Below are 19,598 nucleotides of genomic sequence, written 5' to 3' on the forward strand. Positions count from 1 at the left end.
GCCGTGAGTGGGGCGAGAAGACGATGATCGGAGTCCCGCCGCAGACCCGCCGGCACCGGATCGTGAAGTCGCTGTGGATCGGCCTGTGGCTCTTCTACCTCAGCGCACCCGTCACCGACCTGATCAGCGGCGGACACGGCACAGGGGTCCGGCTGCTCGGCGGCCTGGGCCTCGCGGCCTTCGTCGCCTGGTACCTGGTCCTCGTCTTCCGCACCGCCCGGCGGATGCCGGAAGCGAGGGTCCTGGCCTCCGTGGCGGTGCTCTCCGCCCAGGCCACGGTCCTCTCACTGACGCTGGGCCGCGAGTGGCTCGTGCTCTTCGTCTACGTGTCCATCTCCTCCGGCGCCGCGCTGCCCGGGGAGATCGCCCGCTGGACGGTCCCCGGCGCGACCGCGCTGCTGACGGCGACGGCCTTCGCGGTGCCGGGCGGCGACAAGTACCTGGCCGGACTGCTCATCCCGGCCCTGATGGGCGGCTTCGCGATGGTCGGCGTCCGCGCGATGATCCGGACCACCCTGGAGCTGAGCGAGGCGCGCGCCACGGTGGCGCAGCTCGCCGCCAACGAGGAGCGGCTGCGGATGGCCCGGGACCTGCACGACCTGCTGGGGCACTCCCTGTCTCTGATCACGCTCAAGAGCGAGCTGGCGGGGCGGATGCTGCCCGCGGACCCCGGGGCGGCAGCCCAGCAGGTCGCGGACATCGAGCGGGTCAGCCGCCAGGCGCTGGTCGACGTACGGGAGGCCGTGAGCGGCTACCGCCGGCCGACCCTGCCCGGCGAACTGGCCGGTGCGCGGACCGCGTTGACCGCTGCCGGTGTGCAGGCCGCGCTGCCGGCCGAGCTCACGGCGGAGCTGACGGAGGAGCAGGAGAGCGCCCTGGCCTGGTCCCTGCGCGAGGCCGTGACCAACGTGGTCCGGCACAGCGGGGCCAAGCGCTGCACCGTCACCCTGGAGACCCGCCACACACTGGCGGGGCCGGTCGTGGAACTGGCCGTCACCGACGACGGAGCGGGCGGCCCGGCCGCCGCCGGCAACGGCCTGACGGGCCTCACGGAACGCCTGGAGGCGGTCGGAGGCACCCTGTCGGCGGGCCCCGCGGGCAAGACGGGCTTCCGCCTCCTCGCGAGCGTCCCCCTGGGGAGTGTCGTCAAAGTGGCGTCGGCCGCCCGAAGGGCGGGCCCCGCCGGCCAGACGGGACTCTGACGACACGACCTAGGATCGGGCACATGACCCCACGACCCATCAGGATCCTCCTGGCCGAGGACCAGTCGATGGTCCGGGAGGCCCTGGCGGCGCTGCTCGGCCTGGAGCCGGACATCGAAGTGCTGGCCCAGGTCGCCCGCGGCGACGAGGTGGTGGCGGCCGCGCGGGCGCACGACGTGAACGTCGCGCTGCTGGACATCGAGATGCCGGGCATGACCGGCATCGAGGCGGCCGCGGCCCTGCGCGAGGCCCTGCCGGCGCTGCGGATCGTGATCCTGACGACCTTCGGCCGCCCCGGCTACCTGCGCGGCGCCATGGAGGCGGGGGCCTCGGCGTTCCTGGTCAAGGACGCGCCGGCCGCGCAGCTGGCCCAAGCGGTGCGCAAGGTCCTGGCGGGCGAGCGCGTCATCGACCCCACGCTGGCGGCGGCGGCCCTCGCGGAGGGCGCGAACCCGCTGACGGACCGGGAGCGGGAGGTGCTGCGCGCGGCGGAGAGCGGCGCGACCAACGCCGAGCTGGCGGACCTCCTGCACCTGTCCCAGGGCACGGTCCGCAACTACCTCTCGACGGCGATCCAGAAACTGGCCTCCCGCAATCGCGCCGAAGCCGTCCGCACCGCCCGCGAGAAGGGCTGGCTCTGACCGGGCCCGAGCCCTGCCCGACGGGTCAGTTCAGCAGGGCCCGGGCGGCGGAGGCCTCGGCGCGCAGGCGGGACGCCGCGTCGGTGTCCACCGCAGCCACGACCTCGGCGTACGCGTCGAGTTCCGTCGCGCCCTCGACGAACGACCCCCGCTCCACCAGCAGCCGGGCCCGCTCGCAGCGCAGCGACGCCGGGTGCGAGGGCAGCAGCAGGGACAGGTCCAGCGCCCACAGGGCGACCGCCGACTGCTCAGGCCGGGCCTGCGCCCACGCGCGGATGTTGTTCAGGATCCGCAGCACGATGTCCAGCGTCCGCGCGGGCGACCGCGGCCCCTGCGCCAGCTCCGCCGGACCCGCGCCCAGGGAAGCGCCGCCCGCGAACGGGTCCACCACCACCCCGCCCTCCGGATCCCCGAAGCCGACCACGAAGTGCCCGGGCAGGGCCAGCCCGTACACCGGCGCCCCCGCCCGCCGGGCCACCTCCAGCCAGACCACCGACAACAGGATCGGCAGCCCCCGCCGGCGCCGCAGCACCTCGTGCAGCAGCGAGGAGGAGAGCCGGTCGTAGTCCGCCGGGGTGCCGTGGAAGCCGAGCCGCCCGCCCAGCAGCTCCGTCACCGCCGAGGCCCAGGCCCGCCCGTCGCGCAGCCCGTACGGCAGCATCCCGGCCAGCCGGTCCAGCTCGATCTGCGCCCAGTCCATGGCCCGTTCGTCCAGGTCCGGATCCGCCTCCGCGGCGAGCAGCAGGCACAGCACCGCCAGGTCGGGCCGCTCGGACCGGGCCTCCTGCGCGAACTGCTCGCGCACCCGGGGGCTCACCCCGCCGCCGGGCGGTAGTGGTGGTAGGAGTGGTGCGTCGCGAAGCCCATGCCGTCGTACAGACCCCGGGCCTCGGCGTTGTCCGTCTCGACCTGGAGCCACGCCGCCGACGCGCCCTCCTCCAGCGCCCGCGCCGCCAGCGCGGCCATCACCGCCGTCGCCAGGCCGCGCCGCCGGTACGCGGGGTCCACCGCGACCGCCGCGAACCCGGCCCAGCGGCCGTCCACCACGCACCGCCCGACGGCCCGGCCGCCGGCCAGGTTCGCGAACCACACCGACGGGCCCTCCACCAGCATGCGCCGGGCCAGCTCCGGGTCCCGGACCCGCCCGTAGCGGCCGAGCCAGTCCGCGTCCGGGGCGCGGGTCAGGCGTACCTCCGCGGCGGCGGGGGAGTCCACGTCGGCCAGCGGCGCCAGGGCGGCGACCCGCACCTCGGCGGACACCTCGGCCGCCCAGCCGCGGGCCTCCAGCTCCGCGCACAGCAGCTCCTGCGTGCCCGCGGCCCCCGTCGCGGCCTGGATGTAGGCCGGAAGTGCTCGCTCCGCGTACCAGGAGGTCACTCGCGCGAGTGCTTCGTCCAGCGGGACCCCGGGGCCGCCCAGCGGCAGCACGGAGTTGGCCCGGCGGGTGAATCCCCGCGCCGCGCGCAGCGTCCACTCGCCCAGGGGCTCGCTCTCCAGCGGCTGCCAGGACCGCGCGGCGACCCTCGAAAGCTCCTCGAAGGAGGCCGCAGGACCCCTCCGGCGGGCCGGCGCCGCCGGTACGGTTTTGCCCGCGACCAGCGCTGATTCCGCGATACGGACGGACTCACCGGTCTTTCGTGTGATCGTCAGCACACCCTCGTTCCAGGATGTGAGAACGCCTACCGTGTCCGTGAACGCGGGGGACCCGCTCCGCCCGCTCTCCACCCGTCGTACAGACACTCGTTTACCCACGTCAGCAGGGGTAATACGAATCTCCAGCAGCCCGCCGGCAGTGATTTCCACAGCTCTGTCCGCCCCTCCTGTTCGGATCGTGCCCGGGAACGGAGATACTAGGTGCGGGCATCGACGACGCCGCGCTCCCGCGCGATATGGAAAGCCCTACCGAGGAGGAACGAGAGCGTGACCTACGTCATCGCGGAGCCTTGTGTCGACGTCAAGGACAAGGCATGCATCGAAGAGTGCCCCGTCGACTGCATCTACGAGGGCCAGCGGTCCTTGTACATCCACCCGGACGAGTGCGTCGACTGTGGTGCGTGTGAACCGGTATGCCCGGTCGAGGCCATCTTCTACGAGGACGACACCCCGGAGGAGTGGAAGGACTACTACAAGGCGAATGTCGAGTTCTTCGACGAGCTCGGTTCGCCCGGTGGTGCCTCCAAGCTCGGCCTGATCGAGCGCGACCACCCCTTCATCGCCGCGCTTCCCGCCGACATCAACCCCGCTGCTGAGCACTGAGGGTTTACGGCATGAGCGCCCCTCGGTCCCGTCCGGCCTTCCCGCCGCACGGGACCGAGGCGTTTTCCGAACAGCACCCCCGTTTTCGGACAGGCACCCAGAGAGCAGAGAACTTCGTGGCCGCAGTATCCGCCCGTCTTCCCGTCTTCCCCTGGGACAAGCTGGAGCCGTACAAGGCGACGGCGGCGGCCCACGCGGACGGCATCGTCGACCTGTCGGTCGGCACCCCCGTGGACCCGGTGCCCCAGCTGATCCAGAGCGCCCTCGTCGAGGCCGCGGACTCCCCGGGCTACCCCACCGTGTGGGGCACGGCCGCCCTGCGCGACGCGATCACCGGGTGGGTGCGGGGCCGCCTCGGCGCGAGCGCCGCCGAGCACCGCAACGTCCTGCCCGTCGTCGGCTCCAAGGAACTGGTGGCCTGGCTGCCGACCCAGCTCGGCCTGGGCGCCGGGGACAAGGTCGCCTACCCACGGCTCGCCTACCCGACGTACGAGGTCGGCGCGCGGCTGTGCGGCGCTGAGGCCGTCGTCTACGACGACCCGACGGAGCTCGACCCGGCCGGCGTGAAGCTGCTGTGGCTCAACTCCCCGTCCAACCCCACCGGCAAGGTCATCCCCAAGGAAGACCTCGTCCGGATCGTGGCCTGGGCGCGCGAGCACGGGATCCTGCTCTTCAGCGACGAGTGCTACCTGGAGCTGGGCTGGGAGGCCGAGCCCGTCTCCGTCCTCCACGACGACGTGTGCGGCGGCTCGTACGAGGGCATCGTCGCCGTCCACTCCCTGTCCAAGCGGTCCAACCTGGCGGGCTACCGGGCGGCCTTCATCGCGGGCGACGCGGACGTGCTCGGCGAGCTGCTCCAGATCCGCAAGCACGGCGGCATGATGACCCCGGCGCCGGTCCAGGCGGCCACGGTGGCGGCGCTCGGCGACGACGCGCACGTCGAGGAGCAGCGGGGCCGCTACGCCGCCCGGCGCGCGGCCCTGCGCACGGCACTGGAGGCGCACGGCTTCCGCGTCGAGCACAGCGAGGCCAGCCTCTACCTGTGGGTGACCCGCGACGAGCCCTGCTGGGACACGGTCGCCCACCTGGCCGGCCTGGGCATCCTGGTGGCCCCCGGCGACTTCTACGGCGAGGCGGGCGCGAAGTTCGTGCGCGTCGCCTTCACGGCCACCGACGAGCGGGTCGAGGCCGCGGTCAAGCGCCTGGCAGGCTGAGCCGGCGCCGCGCCGCACGGCGCGCGAGAACGCCCGAGGGGCCGGGAGTCCGTACGTACTCCCGGCCCCTCGGCGTTCCCGCGGCGGTCAGCCGCCCAGCGGCCCGACGGGCAGCGTGCTCACCGGCAGGCTGCCGACCGGCAGCGACTGCGCGGCCTGCAGCGCCGACCCGGCCGGCGGCAGCCCGCCGAGCAGGGCCGCGGCGGGGTCGGCGGCCTTGGTGGCGGTGCCGGTGGCGTCCGAGGCCGTGTCGGTGGCGGTGTTCGTCGCCGAGTCCGTGGTGCTGGTCGCGGCACCCGTGGCGTCCGGGGAGGTGAGCGCGCCCAGCTGCGGCAGCTGCGGCACGGACTCCAGGCCCGCGGCGCTGGCCGCGCCGGCCGCACCGACCACGGGAGCTGCCCCGGCTGCGAGCAGCAGCGCGGTACGGGCGATCCGGCGGGTCAGGGGGAGGGACATGATGCTCCTAAGCGGTAGCGGCTGAGTACGCCGTGTACAACCGCTCACGGGGCGGGTGGAGTTGCGGAGCCGGTGGGTAAAGGATCAGTAACGCATCGTTTAATCGGCTTCCGCGACAAGCTCATTGGATGCGCGCCGACCTGCGGTTGTACCCTCTCCCGGCCCCTGCGGCCCGCCGCCCGGGTCACCCCCGCACGGGGGACGCCCCGTACGTCTGAGCGACCCCCGCGTTCGGGATTCCGGCGGGTCAGCGCTTGATGAAGATCCGCACCTGGGACGGCATCGCGTTGCGCGGATCGCCGTCACCGGACTTGCCGGGGCCGCCCTTGTCCTGCCAGCGACCCTTCGCCTCGCCCGCGATCCAGCCCTTCCACGCGTACGAGACCCTGGCGACATTCATGCCGCGGGAATTGGCCACCGCCCACTGGGCCATCACCTGGCTGGTGCGCAGCCCGGCCTCGCCGGAGTCCTGCTTCGCCAGCAGCACGACCTCGGACTCCTTCGTGCCCTCGGCCTCGGGTCCCGCGCTGCCCGGCCCCGGGTCCATCGAGCGCATCGTGTCCTTGCCGAAGATCCGGTCCAGTTCCGCCCGTACCTTCTGCGGGTCGCCGGACTCCTCGGGCGGCGGGCCGCCGCAGCTCACCTCGCCGCTGCCGGCGAGGGCGCCGGTCAGCACGATCGCGTCCGGCTCGTGCTTCGCGTACGCCTGCGGGAAACCGCTGCGCTGCACCTTCTGCGCGGCGACCGTCAGAGGGAGCCTCGAATACCCCTTGATCTCCGCCAGATGGTCGTAGAAGATCCCGGCCGAGTACACCGGGTCCATGATCTGCTCCGGCGTGCCCCAGCCCTGCGAGGGCCGCTGCTGGAACAGCCCGAGCGAATCCCGGTCGCCGTGGTCGAGGTTGCGCAGCGAGGACTCCTGCATCGCGGTCGCGAGCGCGATGGTCACCGCCCGGTCCGGCAGGCCCTTGGCGACGCCCACGGCCGCTATCGTCGCCGCGTTGCCGGCCTGCTCAGGGGTCATCTCGTACGTCCGCAGGGTCCCCTCGCGGCCCGGGTCCGCACCCTCCCGCACCGAGGCCGTGCAGTACGGCGCACCGCCACCGCCGGTCGACTCGCGTTGCACGATGAAGTAGCCGGCGAGCGCGAGCAGCACGAGCAGACCCGCGGCCGAGCGCATCGGCCTACGGCGGCGGGGGCGGGGGCGGGGGATCTCGGACACGCGGCCCACCGTACTTGAGCCATCCGGCGCGTCCACCGGCCGGACGGACACCCCGGTGCCGCACTCCGGGGCATTAGGGTCAGGAGCATGTCCGAATCCGAGCTGGACCTCACCCTGGACGCCGCCGAGCTGACCGCCCGGCTCGTCGACATTCCGTCCGTGAGCGGCGACGAGAAGGTACTCGCCGACCTGGTGGAACACGCGCTGCGCGACCTGCCACACCTCACCGTGGACCGGTACGGCAACAACGTGGTTGCCCGCACGGACCTCGGACGCGCCGAGCGGGTCGTACTCGCCGGCCACCTGGACACCGTGCCCATCGCCGACAACGTGCCCTCGCGCCTCGACGAGAACGACGTCCTGTGGGGCTGCGGCACCACCGACATGAAGTCCGGCGTCGCCGTGCAGCTGCGCATCGCCGCGACCGTGCCGGAGCCCAACCGGGACCTCACCTTCGTCTTCTACGACCAGGAAGAGGTCGCCGCCGACCTCAACGGCCTCGGCAAGGTCGCCGAGGCCCACCCCGACTGGCTGACCGGCGACTTCGCCGTACTGCTTGAGCCGTCCAACGCCGAGGTCGAGGGCGGCTGCCAGGGCACCCTGCGCGTGCTGCTGCGCACGGCCGGCGAGCGCGCCCACTCCGCGCGCAGCTGGATGGGCTCCAACGCCATCCACTCGGCGAGCCCGATTCTCGCCAAACTCGCGGCGTACGAACCGCGCAAGCCGGTCATCGACGGCCTGGAGTACCACGAAGGCCTCAACGCGGTGCGCATCGAGGGCGGCGTCGCCAACAACGTCATCCCCGACGCGTGCACGGTCACCGTGAACTTCCGCTACGCCCCGGACCGCAGCGAGGCCGAGGCACTGGCCCACGTACGGGAGGTGTTCGCGGACTGCGACATCGCCGAGTTCGTGGTCGACGACTCCTCCGGCGGCGCCCTCCCCGGCCTCTCGCACCCGGCGGCCGCCGCCTTCATGGAGGCGGTGGGCGGCCGCGCCATGCCCAAGTTCGGCTGGACGGACGTCTCCCGCTTCAGCGCTCTCGGCGTCCCGGCGGTCAACTACGGCCCGGGCGACGCCCTGCTGGCCCACAAGGTCGACGAACGGGTCGAGACGAAGGCGATCCTGCACTGCGAGGAACGACTCCGCGCCTGGCTCAGCACTCCGCCGCCCGGGCGGTAACGAGCCGTTCCGGCCACGCCAGGAACTTGTCGAGTTCCGTTTGTCGTCACCTCGCTGTGCTTACTCTGGGCCGAACGATCAGCAGGAGGGAGCACGTCATGGGCAACCCCGAAGGTTCGGCTCGTCGGCGGCCCGAGGAGCAGCAGCTCGGGCCGGTGCTGCGCAGGCGGAGCCAGGTACAGGCGGGCAGTACGACGGACCAGCGGCTGCTGGACTCCGCCGGGCCCTCCGAGTGGGTGCACACCGATCCCTGGCGGGTCCTGCGCATCCAGTCGGAGTTCATCGAGGGCTTCGGCACGCTCGCGGAGCTGCCGCCGGCGATCAGCGTGTTCGGCTCGGCGCGGACCCCGGCGGACTCGCCGGACTACGAGGCCGGCGTACGGATCGGGCACGCCCTGGTGGACGCCGGCTTCGCGGTGATCACCGGTGGCGGTCCGGGCGCGATGGAAGCGGCCAACAAGGGCGCGCGGGAGGCCAACGGCATCTCGGTGGGCCTGGGCATCGAGCTCCCCTTCGAGCAGGGGCTCAACCAGCACGTGGACCTCGGGCTGAACTTCCGGTACTTCTTCGTCCGCAAGACGATGTTCGTGAAGTACAGCCAGGGGTTCGTGGTCCTGCCGGGCGGTCTCGGCACGCTGGACGAGCTGTTCGAGGCGCTGACCCTGGTCCAGACCCAGAAGATCACCCGCTTCCCGATCGTGCTCTTCGGCACGGAGTACTGGAGCGGGCTCGTCGACTGGCTCCGGAACACGGTGATCGCGCAGGGCAAGGCCTCGGAGAAGGACCTCTACCTCTTCCACGTCACGGACGACGTGGACGAGGCCATCGCGCTCGTCACGAAGGAAGTCGGGAAGTAGCAGCCGGGAGCGGCCCGGCCGGCCCGGCCCCCGGGTCGGGCCCGGGCCGCGAGCCGGAGCGATCGGCTAGGCGAGACCCCGGCGGGCGACCGCCGGGGGGCGGTGGCCCTGGATGGACGCGACCATGTCGACGATCTGCCTCGTCTCCGCGACCTCGTGGACGCGGTAGACCTGGGCGCCCAGCATGGCCGAGACGGCCGTCGTGGCCAGGGTGCCCAGCAGGCGCTCTTTGACCGGCTTGTCGAGGGTCTCGCCGACGAAGTCCTTGTTGGACAGGGAGACCAGCACCGGCCAGCCCGTCTGCGCCATCTCGCCGAGCCGCCGCGTGGCCTCCAGGGAGTGGCGGGTGTTCTTCCCGAAGTCGTGGCCCGGGTCGATCATGATCGCGTCGCGCCGGACGCCGAGCGCGGCCGCGCGCTCCGCCAGCCCGACCGTGACCCGCAGGATGTCGGCCATCACGTCGTCGTACTCGATCCGGTGCGGCCGGGTGCGCGGCTCCACGCCGCCCGCGTGGGTGCAGACGATGCCGGCGCCGTAGCGCGCGGCGACCTCCGCCAGCCGGGGGTCCACCCCGCCCCACGCGTCGTTCAGCACGTCGGCCCCCGCCTCGCAGACCGCCTCGCCGACCTCGTGCCGCCAGGTGTCGACGCTGATCACCACGTCCGGGTGGCGGCGGCGAACCTCCGCGACGAAGCCGACCGTACGCCGGACCTCCTCGGCCGCGTCCACGTGCTCGCCCGGGCCCGCCTTGACACCGCCGATGTCGATGATCGCGGCGCCCTCGGCGACGGCCAGCTCCACCCGGTCCAGCGCGGGGGCGTCGCGGAACGTCGCGCCCTGGTCGTAGAAGGAGTCAGGGGTCCGGTTCACGATGGCCATGATCACCGGCTCGTGGGTGTCGAACTCGCGCCTGCCCAGTCGCAGCATCCTGCTCTTTCCTCCTTCGGCGGCCCTTGCGCCTCGCCTGCGACCTTACGACCTGGGGAGCGATAACGCCCGGCGCCCCGGCGTCCGGTGCGGCCGCCCGCCGCGTTGCCGAAATGCCCAAGTAGCTCCGCTACGAGGATATTTAGGTGCCTTGCGGTCGACCGCACCGGACGCCGCTCCTTCTCCCGGGCGCCATCGCCCCCCAGGTCGTTAACCTGGTGGCCGGAGTCTCTCAGGGGAGTTGATCGTGTTCTGGTTCTTGCTGATCGCGCTGGTCGTGGTCGTCGCCGCGGTCACCCTCGCGGTGGTCGGCGGCGGCTCGGAGGCCGTGCTCCCGGAGTCCGACCCGGACCGGGTGGCCGACGGCCTGCCGGAGAACCGCCCCGTCGTACGGGCGGACATCGACGCGCTGCGGCTCCCGGTCGCGCCGCGCGGGTACCGGATGGCCGAGGTGGACGACGTACTGGAGCGCCTCGCGGCCGAGCTGGCGGAGCGCGACGCCCGGATCGCCGAGCTGACGGCGGGCCCGGCCCGGGGCGTGGACCTGGGCAAGGCCGGGCAGTGACCGGCGGAGCGCTCGCGGGTCCGGACGGCGGGCTGCGGTGCCCGTGGGCGCTGTCCACCGAGGACTACATCGCGTACCACGACACGGAGTGGGGACGTCCGGTCCACGGGGACGACGCCCTGTACGAGCGACTGTGCCTGGAGGCGTTCCAGTCGGGGCTGTCGTGGCTGACGATCCTGCGGCGCCGGGAGGGCTTCCGGAAGGCCTTCTCCGGTTTCCTGATCGCGGAGGTCGCGGAGTTCGGCGACCGCGACGTGGAGCGGCTGCTGGCGGACGAGGGCATCATCCGCAACCGGGCCAAGGTCGAGGCGACGCTGGCGAACGCGAAGGTCCTGGCGGGCTGGGAGCCGGGCGAACTGGACACGCTGGTCTGGTCCCACGCACCCGGGCCGGGCCGGGCCCCGAAGAGCACCACCGAGATCCCGGCGGTGACCCCGGAGTCCACGGCCCTGGCCAAGGCGCTGAAGAAGGCCGGCATCCGCTTCGTCGGCCCGACGACGGCCTACGCCTTGATGCAGGCCTGCGGCCTGGTCAACGACCACCTGGCCCGCTGCGTGTCCCGCGGGCCGGCGTGACCGTACGGAGGGCTCAGCGGCCCAGGTAGCGCGGGGGCTGCTTCGCGAGGAAGGCCTGGACGGCGATGGAGTGGTCCTCGGAGGCGCCCGCGCGGGTCTGGAGGGTGTCCTCGTGCTCCAGGGCCTCGCGCAGCGAGTGGTCCGCGCCGTACGCCAGGGACTCCTTCAGGGCCGCGTAGGCGACCGTCGGGCCCTCGGCGAGGCGGCGGGCCACGGCCTCGGCCTCGGCGCGCAGGGAGTCCGCGGGGACCAGGCGGTTCACGATGCCCAGGTCGTAGGCCTCCTGCGCCTTGAGCGAGCGGGGAAAGAGCAGCAGGTCGGAGGCGCGCGAGGCGCCGATCAGGCGGGGCAGCGTCCAGGAGACGCCGGAGTCGGCGGTCAGGGCGACGCCGGCGAACGAGGTGTTGAACGACGCGGTGTCCGCGACGACGCGGAAGTCCGCCGCCAGCGCGAAGCCGAAGCCGGCCCCGGCCGCGACGCCGTTCACGCCCGCCACGACGGGCTTCGGCATCTCGGTGAGCGCCCGCACGATGGGGTTGTAGTGCTCGGAGACCGTGCTCATGGTCAGCTCGGATCCGCTCTCGCGGTCCGCCGCCAGGTTCCCGATGTGCTCCTTGAGGTCCTGGCCGACGCAGAAGGCCCGGTCGCCCGCCGCCGTCAGCAGGACGGCCCGTACCGCGGGGTCGCCGGCCGCGGCCTGGACCGCGTCGCGCAGGGCGACCTTCGCCTCGGTGTTCATGGCGTTCATGGCGTCGGGACGGTTGATCGTGATGATCGCGAGTCCGTCGGTCACTTCGTAGAGCACGCTGTCGGCCATGGCAGGGGGTCCCCCTTCGTCGCGGGCTTGGCTACCGGCCGGTACTGGCCGGTACAAGGGTCAGCATGGCGGACCGGAGGGGGCCCGCACATGTGATGTGCGTCAAAGAAACCGGACGCCGTTCTCCGGGAGCAGCGGCGAAGTATCGCAGGCCCGTCCCCGAAATGAGTGGTTTTGGTCGAGCGCGTTGCGCAAGCGTTCCCGGCCGATGTTGGTCATCGGGTCCTGACATGCGGGATAATGGCCAAGAAGCAATGTGTTCGATGCCGGGCACTAGGCGCCTGAATGGGGCCGTCGGCTGACGATGAACTGGTTTCAGGAAGGGGAACGAGCATGGCGGCCATGAAGCCGCGGACGGGCGACGGCCCGCTCGAGGTCACCAAGGAGGGGCGGGGCATCGTCATGCGCGTACCGCTCGAGGGCGGCGGTCGGCTCGTCGTCGAGCTGACTCCGGACGAAGCGGACGCCCTGGGTGACGCCCTGAAGAAGGTCGTCGGCTGATCAGTCGGCGCCAACTGGAATCTCTGCACTGCCCCGGTCGCCCATGGCGGCCGGGGCAGTGTTGTTTCCGCGGTCGCCTCCGCGGTCGCCTCCGCGGCCGCCTCCGCGCGCGGCGCTAGCGCCGGACCGCGCACAGCAGGCCGTCGCCCACCGGCAGCAGCGCGGCCTCCAGGGCCGGGCTCTCGCGGACGCTGCGCAGCAGCTCGCGGACGCGGAGCACCTCCACCGGCTGGGCCGCGGAGTCGACCGTACGGCCGTCGGAGAAGACCCCCTCGAAGCACACCAGTCCGCCGGGGCGCAGCAGGCGCAACGATTCAGCGAGGTAGTCGAGGGACTCGGACGGGTCGCCGTCGCAGAAGACGAGGTCGTACCCGCCGTCGGCGAGACGGGGGAGCACGTCGAGGGCGCGGCCCGGGATGAAGCGGGCCCGGTTGCCCGCGAAGCCGGCGGCGCGGAAGGCCTGGCGGGCGAAGGCCTGCCGGTCGGGCTCGGGATCCACGGTGGTCAGCACCCCGTCGGGGCGCATGCCGTGGAGGAGGTGGATGCCGGAGACTCCGGTTCCGGTGCCGATCTCCGCGACCGCCTTGGCGTCCGCGGTGGCGGCGAGCAGGCGCAGCGCGGCCCCGGTGCCGGGGGAGACCGAGCGCAGGCCCGCCTCCCTGGACCGGTCGCGGGCCCACCGCAGAGCGTCGTCCTCGGCGACAAACGCGTCGGCGAACGCCCAGCTCGTCTGCCGGTTGCCGGTAATGACCCTCTCCTGTCCCCATAGTTGGCGCAACGGTGACTGTATCCGCTGGAGTCGGGAACCCGCAGATGGGACCGGGCGTTGTGAGCAGTAGAGGGACGATCGAGGCGGGATAGACGGGACGCTGCCGGGCAGATCGACGGCCGGGGACCGTTCCGGGGCCTCGGACCCGTGCAAAGTTACTGCAAAAATGCTTATCCGGAGCTGACGGAGGGGGTGGCTATGGTAGGGACTCCACTGGACACCACCAGAGCCGACAGGGGAGGTGCGGCTGCGCCTGTGGATCGTGGAGGCGTCTTCGGACGTCTCTTCTGGTCGGCGGGTGAGCCGAAATCCGTGACCTACATTGCTGACCGCTTCCACACCGCAGACACCGCAACCACCGCGACCTTTGCCGCCGATGCGGGCTCCCAGGCGTGGACCCCTCCCTCGTGGGAGGAGATCGTCAGCACGCACAGTGCCCGGGTCTACCGTCTCGCCTACCGGCTGACGGGTAACCAGCACGACGCCGAGGACCTGACGCAGGAAGTCTTCGTCCGCGTGTTCCGCTCGCTGTCCACGTACACGCCCGGGACGTTCGAGGGCTGGCTGCACCGGATCACCACGAACCTGTTCCTGGACATGGTCCGCCGCAAGCAGCGCATCCGCTTCGACGCGCTCGCCGACGACGCCGCCGAGCGGCTGCCGAGCCGTGAGCCGTCCCCCCAGCAGGTGCTGCACGACACCCACTTCGACGCGGACGTGCAGCAGGCGCTGGACACCCTCGCCCCCGAGTTCCGCGCCGCCGTCGTGCTGTGCGACATCGAGGGCCTGTCCTACGAGGAGATCGCCGCGACACTCGGCGTGAAGCTCGGCACCGTGCGCAGCCGTATCCACCGTGGCCGCTCGCACCTGCGCAAGGCGCTCAAGCACCGGTCCCCCGAGGCCCGTGCGGAGCAGCGCGCGCTGGCGGGAGTGGCGGTGGGCGCGCCGGGCGCCGGGGGAGAGGGCGGAGCCGAGTGAGCGGAGCCAGTGCGTCCCCGTCGCCCGCCGAACAGCATCTCGGCGACCGTCTCGCCGCCCTGGTGGACGGAGAGCTGAGCCATGACGCGCGCGAGCGGGTGCTGGCCCACCTGGCCACCTGTGCCAAGTGCAAGGCCGAGGCCGATGCGCAGCGCCGTCTGAAGACCATGTTCGTGGAGAGCGCGCCGCCGCCGCTGTCGGCGGGACTGCTGGCGCGCCTTCAGGGGCTGCCCGGCGGCGGCCTCGACGGCCCTTCCGGCCCGCCCGGTCCCCCCGCGCCCCCGGGGGCCGATCCGTTCGCCTCCTTCCGGTACCCCGTGCCGATCACCCCGCAGCAGCAGGGCTTCCGGATCCATGAGGTGGGCCGCCCGCGGCGCCGCTTCGCCTTCGTGGCGGCCGGGGCCGTGTCGCTGGCCGCCATCGCCCTGGGCGGCTCGCTGCCGCCCGACACGCTCGACCCGAACGTGCGGGGAGAGGCCCCGGCCTCGCGGCCCGGTCCCGCGGTGCCGCTGTCGGTGCCGGTGACCGATGCCGTGGCCCGGGACCGGCTGCCGAGCCCCGGGGGCGTGCCGACCCTCGTACGCTCCGCGGAGGCGCTCCCGCCGGTACAGCCGTCTCCGTCCACGTCGGCCCGTCCGGTGTCCCTCTCGCGCTGACTCCCGCGGCGCCGCCCGCCGCCCGCCGCCGCCCCCTCGTGGCCCGGACCCCAAGGCTCCGGGCGACGGTGGTGCGGGACCTGATTGAATCGGCGGGCAGAAGCGATACGCACGCGGGGAGCGGCCATGTCCGACAGTCAGCAGACCGATCCGGCTCCGGCGCAGGCTCCGGGCCCTCGGTGGTGGAGCCGCCCCGACGAGCCCGTGGACGCGGCCCGGGCGCCCGAACCGGACCGGGACCAGCCGCTGTCGCCTGACCTCCCCGCCCCGCGGACCGCGCCGCGCTACGACCCCTGGGCCGACCGGCCGCTCCAGGTGGTGGACACCGGCCGGCCGCACCGCGGCTTCCGCCTCTGGCAGGTCCTGGCCCTCGCCCTCGGTACGGCCCTCCTCGCCGGCGGCATCGGCGGATACGCCGGGGTCCTCGCCGAGCGGGAGGCCAACACCCGCCTGGAGCTCCCGCAGGCCGCCGCCGTCGCCGACAAGGGCCGGGCCCCCGAGAGCGTGGCCGGGATCGCCGCCACCGCCCTCCCCGGCGTGGTCACCCTGCACGTCAACGGCGGGGAGAGCAGCGGCACGGGCACCGGCTTCGTACTCGACCAGCAGGGGCACATCCTCACCAACAACCACGTCGTCGCCGGCGCCAAGCAGATAGCCGTCACCTTCAGCACCGGCGACAGCGTCACGGCCGAGCTGGTGGGCAGCGACACCGGCTACGACCTCGCCGTGGTCAAGGTGAGCGGCGTACGGGGCTTGCAGCCCCTGAGCCTCGGCAACTCCGAGAACGTCAAGGTCGGCGACCCGGTCGTGGCGATCGGCGCCCCGTTCGACCTCTCCAACACCGTCACCGCCGGCATCATCAGCGCCACCGGCCGCCCGATCACGGCCGGCGGCGACAAGGGCGACGGAAGCGACATCAGCTACGTCGACGCCCTGCAGACGGACGCCCCCATCAACCCCGGCAACTCCGGCGGTCCCCTCCTCGACTCCGCCGCCCGGGTGATCGGCATCAACAGCGCCATCCGCGGCGCCGACAAGGGCGGCGACAGCGGCGACGGGGCCCGCCAGAGCGGCAGCATCGGCCTCGGCTTCGCCATCCCGGTCAACCAGGGCAAGCGCGTGGCCGAGGAGCTCATCCGCACCGGTCGCGCCACGCACCCCGTCATCGGCGTCACGCTCGACATGCGCTACGAAGGCGACGGGGCCCGCGTCGAGGAGAAGGGCGAGGGCGGCAAGCCGGCCGTCACCCCCGACGGGCCGGGCGCCAGGGCGGGCATCCAGCCGGGCGACGTGATCACCAAGGTCGACGGGCAGCGGGTGCACGGCGGCGACGAGCTGATCATCAAGATCAGGGCCCACCGGCCGGGCGACCCGCTGCGCCTCACCGTGCTCCGGGACGGCCGGGAGCGCACCCTGGACCTGGTCCTCGGTTCGGCGAACGGATCATGACGAGCAGGTGAAAGCAGAGCTGAGCCGCCATTGAGCCGGTACTGGTGTATTGGCCTGCGGACAACCCCGGGTACCGTGGGTCGGGCCTGAAGTGAAGAGAGCCGAGGAGCGGCAAGGTGTTCAACGACATAGGCGCACTCGAGCTGGTCACGATCGTGGTGCTCGCCATTCTCATCTTCGGCCCGGACAAGCTGCCCAAGGTCATCCAGGACGTCACGGGCTTCATCCGGAAGGTCCGTGCGTTCTCGGACAGCGCCAAGCAGGACATCCGCTCCGAACTGGGCCCCGAGTTCAAGGACTTCGAGTTCGAGGACCTGAACCCGAAGACCTTCATCCGTAAGCAGCTGTCGGAGAACGAGGACGTCAAGGAGATCCGCAACAGCTTCGATCTCCGCAAGGAGCTGAACGACGTCACCGACGCCGTCAACGGCCGGGAGAGCGACGCCGCGCCGGCCGCCCCCGCGTCCGCCACGCCCGCCGGTACCGGCCAGGACCTGCTGAAGAAGCCCGCCGCTCCGGCCTCTGACCAGCGCTCTCCCTTCGACGCCGACGCCACCTGAGTTCCAGCCTGCCCGGGGATCCGGGGTCGGATGGCTATCCTCCATCTGTCCGGACGCAGGACGCCCGAGGGAGGGGGTCCCCCCAGCGCAGCGAGGGGGAGGGCCGCTCCGGACCCCACGGAACGAGAGGCCGCTCAGATGGAGACGACGAGCAGTAGCCGGGTAGGGGCGCAAGCCCCCGAAGCCCCGGCACCCGCCGCCGCACCCCCGCCGGCAGAACCGGCACCCCCGCAGCCCCAGGAGGCCGCCGCGCCCGTCCCGGCGGCCCGCCGGGCGGTCGAGGGGTACCTGCGGGCCGATTTCCCCTGGTACGGGCTGGACGGGGCCTTCACCGGCCCCCGTTGGCTCATGCAGGTCGGCACCGGCGCGGACGGCACCGTGGAGCACGGCTCCACCGGCCACGGGGACGAGCCCTCCGCGCGCGGCGAGATCGCCACGGGCGAGAAGGAGCGCTTCGCGGTGGTCGTCACGGTGGCGAGCAACCCGCTGCGCCGCAGCGGGGACGGTACGGGCGTCCTGGAGGCCACGTCGGTCTCCTCGGCCGCCTGGCTGGCCGGCTCGGGGCTGCTGGCCTACAGCTGGCCCGGGCAGATGGACCACACCCTGCGCGACGACTGGCTCGACCAGCAGACCGAGGCCGCCTGGGAGCTCGCCGACGCGCTCGACGGCGAGGACTGGTCGACGCTGTCACTGCCGGTCGACGGTGAGCCGACGCCGTTCCACTACCGCGAGTCCGAGTTCGGCTGGGTCCTCGCCGGGTCCACCCGGGGCGGGGTCCACCTGGGCGCGTACGGGCGGGGCATGAGCGCGTACGGGCTCGGCTTCTCGGTCATCGGGGACCTGACCCCGTACGAGTGACGAGCCGCGCGTGAGCAGCAGCGCGAAGGGCCCCGCCGATACGTCGGCGGGGCCCTTCGCGCTGGCTACTGCCTCAGAACTTGTTGCGCGGCGTGATGCCGAGCGACATGCCCGCCAGGCCGCGTGCGCGGCCGCCGAGCTTGCCCGCGATGGCGCGCAGCGCGGCGCCGGCCGGGGAGTCGGGGTCGGACAGGACGACCGGCTTGCCGTCGTCGCCGCCCTCGCGCAGCCGGACGTCGATCGGGATCGAGCCCAGCACGGGCACCGTCGCGCCGACCGTCTTGGTCAGGCCGTCGGCGACCTTCTGGCCACCGCCGGAGCCGAACACGTCGACCATCTCGTCGCAGTGCGGGCAGGGCAGCCCCGACATGTTCTCGACCACGCCGACGATCTTCTGGTGCGTCTGCACGGCGATCGAGCCGGCCCGCTCCGCGACCTCGGCCGCGGCCTGCTGCGGGGTGGTCACGACGAGGATCTCGGCATTGGGCACCAGCTGGGCCACGGAGATCGCGATGTCGCCGGTGCCCGGCGGGAGGTCCAGCAGCAGCACGTCCAGGTCGCCCCAGAAGACATCGGCGAGGAACTGCTGGAGCGCGCGGTGCAGCATCGGTCCGCGCCACACCACCGGCGCGTTGCCCGGGGTGAACATGCCGATGGAGATGACCTTCACGCCGTGCGAGGACGGCGGCATGATCATGTTCTCGACCTGCGTCGGGCGGCCCTCGACGCCCAGCATGCGCGGCACGCTGTGGCCGTAGATGTCCGCGTCCACGACGCCGACCTTCAGGCCGTCGGCGGCCATCGCCGCCGCCAGGTTGACGGTGACGGAGGACTTGCCGACACCGCCCTTGCCGGACGCGACCGCGTAGACGCGGGTCAGCGAGCCCGGCTTGGCGAAGGGGACCTCGCGCTCGGCGGTGCCGCCGCGCAGGGTCGCCGCCAGGTCCTTGCGCTGCTCGTCGCTCATCACGTCGAGGGTGACGGAGACCGAGGTGACACCGGCGACGCGCTCGACGGCCTCGGTGACGTTCTTGGTGATGGTCTCGCGCATGGGACAGCCCGACACCGTCAGGAAGACGGTGACGGCGACCGAGCCGCTGTCGCCGATCTCGACCGATTTGACCATGCCGAGCTCGGTGATGGGCCGGTGGATCTCGGGGTCGTTCACCGTCGCGAGCGCGTCCAGGATCGCGTCCTGCTCGGGCACGGCGGCGGCGTCGGCGGAGCTTGTGTCGATAGCCATGCCCCGATGGTACGGCTCGGTAGCGTGCCGCAGGTAAGGCCGCTAGCGGTCGCCTTCGTCACTCTCGAGCGGGAATAGACGACGCTCGTCCATCTCCTTGATCAGGTCCTGGAACTCCGACCTGATCCAGTCGCGCGTGGCGACCTCGCCCAGGCCCATCCGCAGGGCCGCGATCTCCCGCGTCAGGTACTCGGTGTCGGCGAGGGAGCGCTCGTTCTGCTTGCGGTCCTGCTCCAGGTTGACCCGGTCGCGGTCGTCCTGCCGGTTCTGCGCGAGCAGGATCAGCGGAGCGGCGTAGGAGGCCTGGAGCGAGAGCATCAGCGTCAGGAAGATGAACGGGTACTGGTCGAAGCGCAGGTGCTCCGGCGCGAAGATGTTCCACAGCACCCAGACGATGATGACGACCGTCATCCATACGATGAAGCGCCCCGTGCCGAGGAACCGCGCCACCCGCTCCGACAGCCGTCCGAACGCCTCCGGGTCGTACTCGGGCAGCAGCCGCCGGCGCGCCGGGCGCGGCTGGTCGAGGCGGACCCGCGAGCGCGTCAGCGCGCTCGACCCGGTGGACAGGCCGGCCTTCGCCCGCTCGCTGCGCTCGAAGGAGGAACGTTCCGCCCGCTCCGCGGCCGCCTCCGCCAGCCCGGCCTCGCGCGCCTGCGCCCGCGCCTGC

23 protein-coding genes are annotated in these 19,598 nt (G+C 72.7%); 14 read left to right on the forward strand and 9 right to left on the reverse strand.

The genetic code is table 11. The annotated features are described in order from the left end of the window. Positions 1–23: 23 nt before the first annotated feature. Complete coding sequence (locus tag ACZ7GJ_RS03760) at positions 24–1,202, forward strand: sensor histidine kinase (protein WP_470749089.1); 1,179 nt, start codon at positions 24–26, stop codon at positions 1,200–1,202. A gap of 23 nt (positions 1,203–1,225) precedes the next feature. Next, on the forward strand, positions 1,226–1,843 hold the full coding sequence (locus ACZ7GJ_RS03765; protein ID WP_470749091.1) for a response regulator transcription factor: 618 nt from the start codon (positions 1,226–1,228) through the stop codon (positions 1,841–1,843). Between the two features lie 25 nt (positions 1,844–1,868). Here ACZ7GJ_RS03765 and ACZ7GJ_RS03770 read toward each other — a convergent pair whose 3' ends face one another. Continuing rightward, positions 1,869–2,648, reverse strand: coding sequence for a transglutaminase-like domain-containing protein (locus ACZ7GJ_RS03770; protein ID WP_470749093.1), 780 nt, complete (start codon positions 2,646–2,648; stop codon positions 1,869–1,871). 8 nt (positions 2,649–2,656) lie between these two features. After that, the gene (locus ACZ7GJ_RS03775) at positions 2,657–3,646 is read right to left on the reverse strand and encodes a GNAT family N-acetyltransferase (RefSeq protein ID WP_470749095.1); all 990 of its coding nucleotides are present in this window, start codon (positions 3,644–3,646) and stop codon (positions 2,657–2,659) included. A gap of 117 nt (positions 3,647–3,763) precedes the next feature. On the opposite strand from ACZ7GJ_RS03775, the gene fdxA reads away from it, so the two are divergent. After that, a complete protein-coding gene (gene fdxA / locus ACZ7GJ_RS03780; RefSeq protein ID WP_365918743.1) occupies positions 3,764–4,099 on the forward strand; it encodes a ferredoxin in 336 nt (111 codons plus the stop codon). 116 nt (positions 4,100–4,215) lie between these two features. After that, positions 4,216–5,313, forward strand: a complete 1,098-nt coding sequence (gene dapC, locus ACZ7GJ_RS03785) for a succinyldiaminopimelate transaminase (protein ID WP_470749096.1) — start codon at positions 4,216–4,218, stop codon at positions 5,311–5,313. An 87-nt stretch (positions 5,314–5,400) separates the two neighbouring features. Here dapC and ACZ7GJ_RS03790 read toward each other — a convergent pair whose 3' ends face one another. Together ACZ7GJ_RS03790 and ACZ7GJ_RS03795 are read right to left on the reverse strand one after the other, a co-directional pair. After that, complete coding sequence (locus ACZ7GJ_RS03790) at positions 5,401–5,769, reverse strand: ATP-binding protein (protein ID WP_470749098.1); 369 nt, start codon at positions 5,767–5,769, stop codon at positions 5,401–5,403. A 247-nt stretch (positions 5,770–6,016) separates the two neighbouring features. Continuing rightward, positions 6,017–6,949: a hypothetical protein gene (locus ACZ7GJ_RS03795; protein WP_470749632.1), complete on the reverse strand. Its 933-nt coding sequence runs from the start codon at positions 6,947–6,949 to the stop codon at positions 6,017–6,019. 129 nt (positions 6,950–7,078) lie between these two features. On the opposite strand from ACZ7GJ_RS03795, the gene dapE reads away from it, so the two are divergent. Both dapE and ACZ7GJ_RS03805 read left to right on the forward strand, forming a co-directional pair. Then, the gene (gene dapE / locus ACZ7GJ_RS03800; RefSeq protein ID WP_470749100.1) at positions 7,079–8,173 is read left to right on the forward strand and encodes a succinyl-diaminopimelate desuccinylase; all 1,095 of its coding nucleotides are present in this window, start codon (positions 7,079–7,081) and stop codon (positions 8,171–8,173) included. 98 nt (positions 8,174–8,271) lie between these two features. Then, on the forward strand, positions 8,272–9,030 hold the full coding sequence (locus tag ACZ7GJ_RS03805) for an LOG family protein (protein WP_365918733.1): 759 nt from the start codon (positions 8,272–8,274) through the stop codon (positions 9,028–9,030). A 66-nt stretch (positions 9,031–9,096) separates the two neighbouring features. Here the strand turns inward: ACZ7GJ_RS03805 and folP are convergent, their stop codons facing one another. After that, positions 9,097–9,957, reverse strand: a complete 861-nt coding sequence (gene folP, locus ACZ7GJ_RS03810) for a dihydropteroate synthase (RefSeq protein ID WP_470749102.1) — start codon at positions 9,955–9,957, stop codon at positions 9,097–9,099. Between the two features lie 247 nt (positions 9,958–10,204). On the opposite strand from folP, the gene ACZ7GJ_RS03815 reads away from it, so the two are divergent. After that, positions 10,205–10,522, forward strand: coding sequence for a DivIVA domain-containing protein (locus tag ACZ7GJ_RS03815; RefSeq protein ID WP_365918729.1), 318 nt, complete (start codon positions 10,205–10,207; stop codon positions 10,520–10,522). Continuing rightward, entirely contained in the window at positions 10,519–11,097 is a 579-nt protein-coding gene (locus ACZ7GJ_RS03820) for a DNA-3-methyladenine glycosylase I (RefSeq protein ID WP_470749104.1), read from the forward strand. The genes ACZ7GJ_RS03815 and ACZ7GJ_RS03820 overlap by 4 nt, the downstream gene beginning before the upstream one ends. Before the next feature lie 13 nt (positions 11,098–11,110). Here the strand turns inward: ACZ7GJ_RS03820 and chcB are convergent, their stop codons facing one another. Beyond that, positions 11,111–11,914, reverse strand: a complete 804-nt coding sequence (gene chcB, locus ACZ7GJ_RS03825) for a 2-cyclohexenylcarbonyl CoA isomerase (RefSeq protein WP_470749106.1) — start codon at positions 11,912–11,914, stop codon at positions 11,111–11,113. A 333-nt stretch (positions 11,915–12,247) separates the two neighbouring features. Between chcB and ACZ7GJ_RS03830 the strand changes: the two genes are divergently transcribed. Continuing rightward, positions 12,248–12,415 (forward strand): DUF3117 domain-containing protein, encoded by a 168-nt coding sequence (locus ACZ7GJ_RS03830; protein WP_003966491.1) that lies wholly within the window; start codon positions 12,248–12,250, stop codon positions 12,413–12,415. A 115-nt stretch (positions 12,416–12,530) separates the two neighbouring features. On the opposite strand, the gene ACZ7GJ_RS03835 is transcribed toward ACZ7GJ_RS03830, so the two are convergent. After that, positions 12,531–13,193 (reverse strand): O-methyltransferase, encoded by a 663-nt coding sequence (locus tag ACZ7GJ_RS03835; protein ID WP_329379577.1) that lies wholly within the window; start codon positions 13,191–13,193, stop codon positions 12,531–12,533. 189 nt (positions 13,194–13,382) lie between these two features. Between ACZ7GJ_RS03835 and sigE the strand changes: the two genes are divergently transcribed. From sigE to ACZ7GJ_RS03860, 5 genes are all read left to right on the forward strand, one after another. Further along, positions 13,383–14,162, forward strand: coding sequence for an RNA polymerase sigma factor SigE (gene sigE, locus ACZ7GJ_RS03840; protein ID WP_470749109.1), 780 nt, complete (start codon positions 13,383–13,385; stop codon positions 14,160–14,162). Further along, the gene (locus ACZ7GJ_RS03845; protein ID WP_470749111.1) at positions 14,159–14,818 is read left to right on the forward strand and encodes an anti-sigma factor family protein; all 660 of its coding nucleotides are present in this window, start codon (positions 14,159–14,161) and stop codon (positions 14,816–14,818) included. The genes sigE and ACZ7GJ_RS03845 overlap by 4 nt, the downstream gene beginning before the upstream one ends. Before the next feature lie 126 nt (positions 14,819–14,944). After that, positions 14,945–16,267, forward strand: coding sequence for a S1C family serine protease (locus ACZ7GJ_RS03850; RefSeq protein WP_470749113.1), 1,323 nt, complete (start codon positions 14,945–14,947; stop codon positions 16,265–16,267). A gap of 116 nt (positions 16,268–16,383) precedes the next feature. Further along, positions 16,384–16,827, forward strand: coding sequence for a sec-independent translocase (locus ACZ7GJ_RS03855; protein WP_470749114.1), 444 nt, complete (start codon positions 16,384–16,386; stop codon positions 16,825–16,827). A gap of 138 nt (positions 16,828–16,965) precedes the next feature. Next, entirely contained in the window at positions 16,966–17,685 is a 720-nt protein-coding gene (locus ACZ7GJ_RS03860; RefSeq protein ID WP_470749116.1) for a hypothetical protein, read from the forward strand. Between the two features lie 73 nt (positions 17,686–17,758). Here the strand turns inward: ACZ7GJ_RS03860 and ACZ7GJ_RS03865 are convergent, their stop codons facing one another. Both ACZ7GJ_RS03865 and ACZ7GJ_RS03870 read right to left on the reverse strand, forming a co-directional pair. Further along, positions 17,759–18,874 carry an Mrp/NBP35 family ATP-binding protein gene (locus ACZ7GJ_RS03865; RefSeq protein WP_470749634.1) on the reverse strand — a complete coding sequence of 372 codons (1,116 nt, stop codon included), beginning with the start codon at positions 18,872–18,874 and terminating at the stop codon, positions 17,759–17,761. Positions 18,875–18,970: 96 nt separating this feature from the next. Then, entirely contained in the window at positions 18,971–19,498 is a 528-nt protein-coding gene (locus ACZ7GJ_RS03870) for a DUF1003 domain-containing protein (RefSeq protein WP_470749636.1), read from the reverse strand. Positions 19,499–19,598 lie beyond the last annotated feature (100 nt).

It is taken from the genome of Streptomyces sp. NPDC037242 (assembly GCF_055604165.1).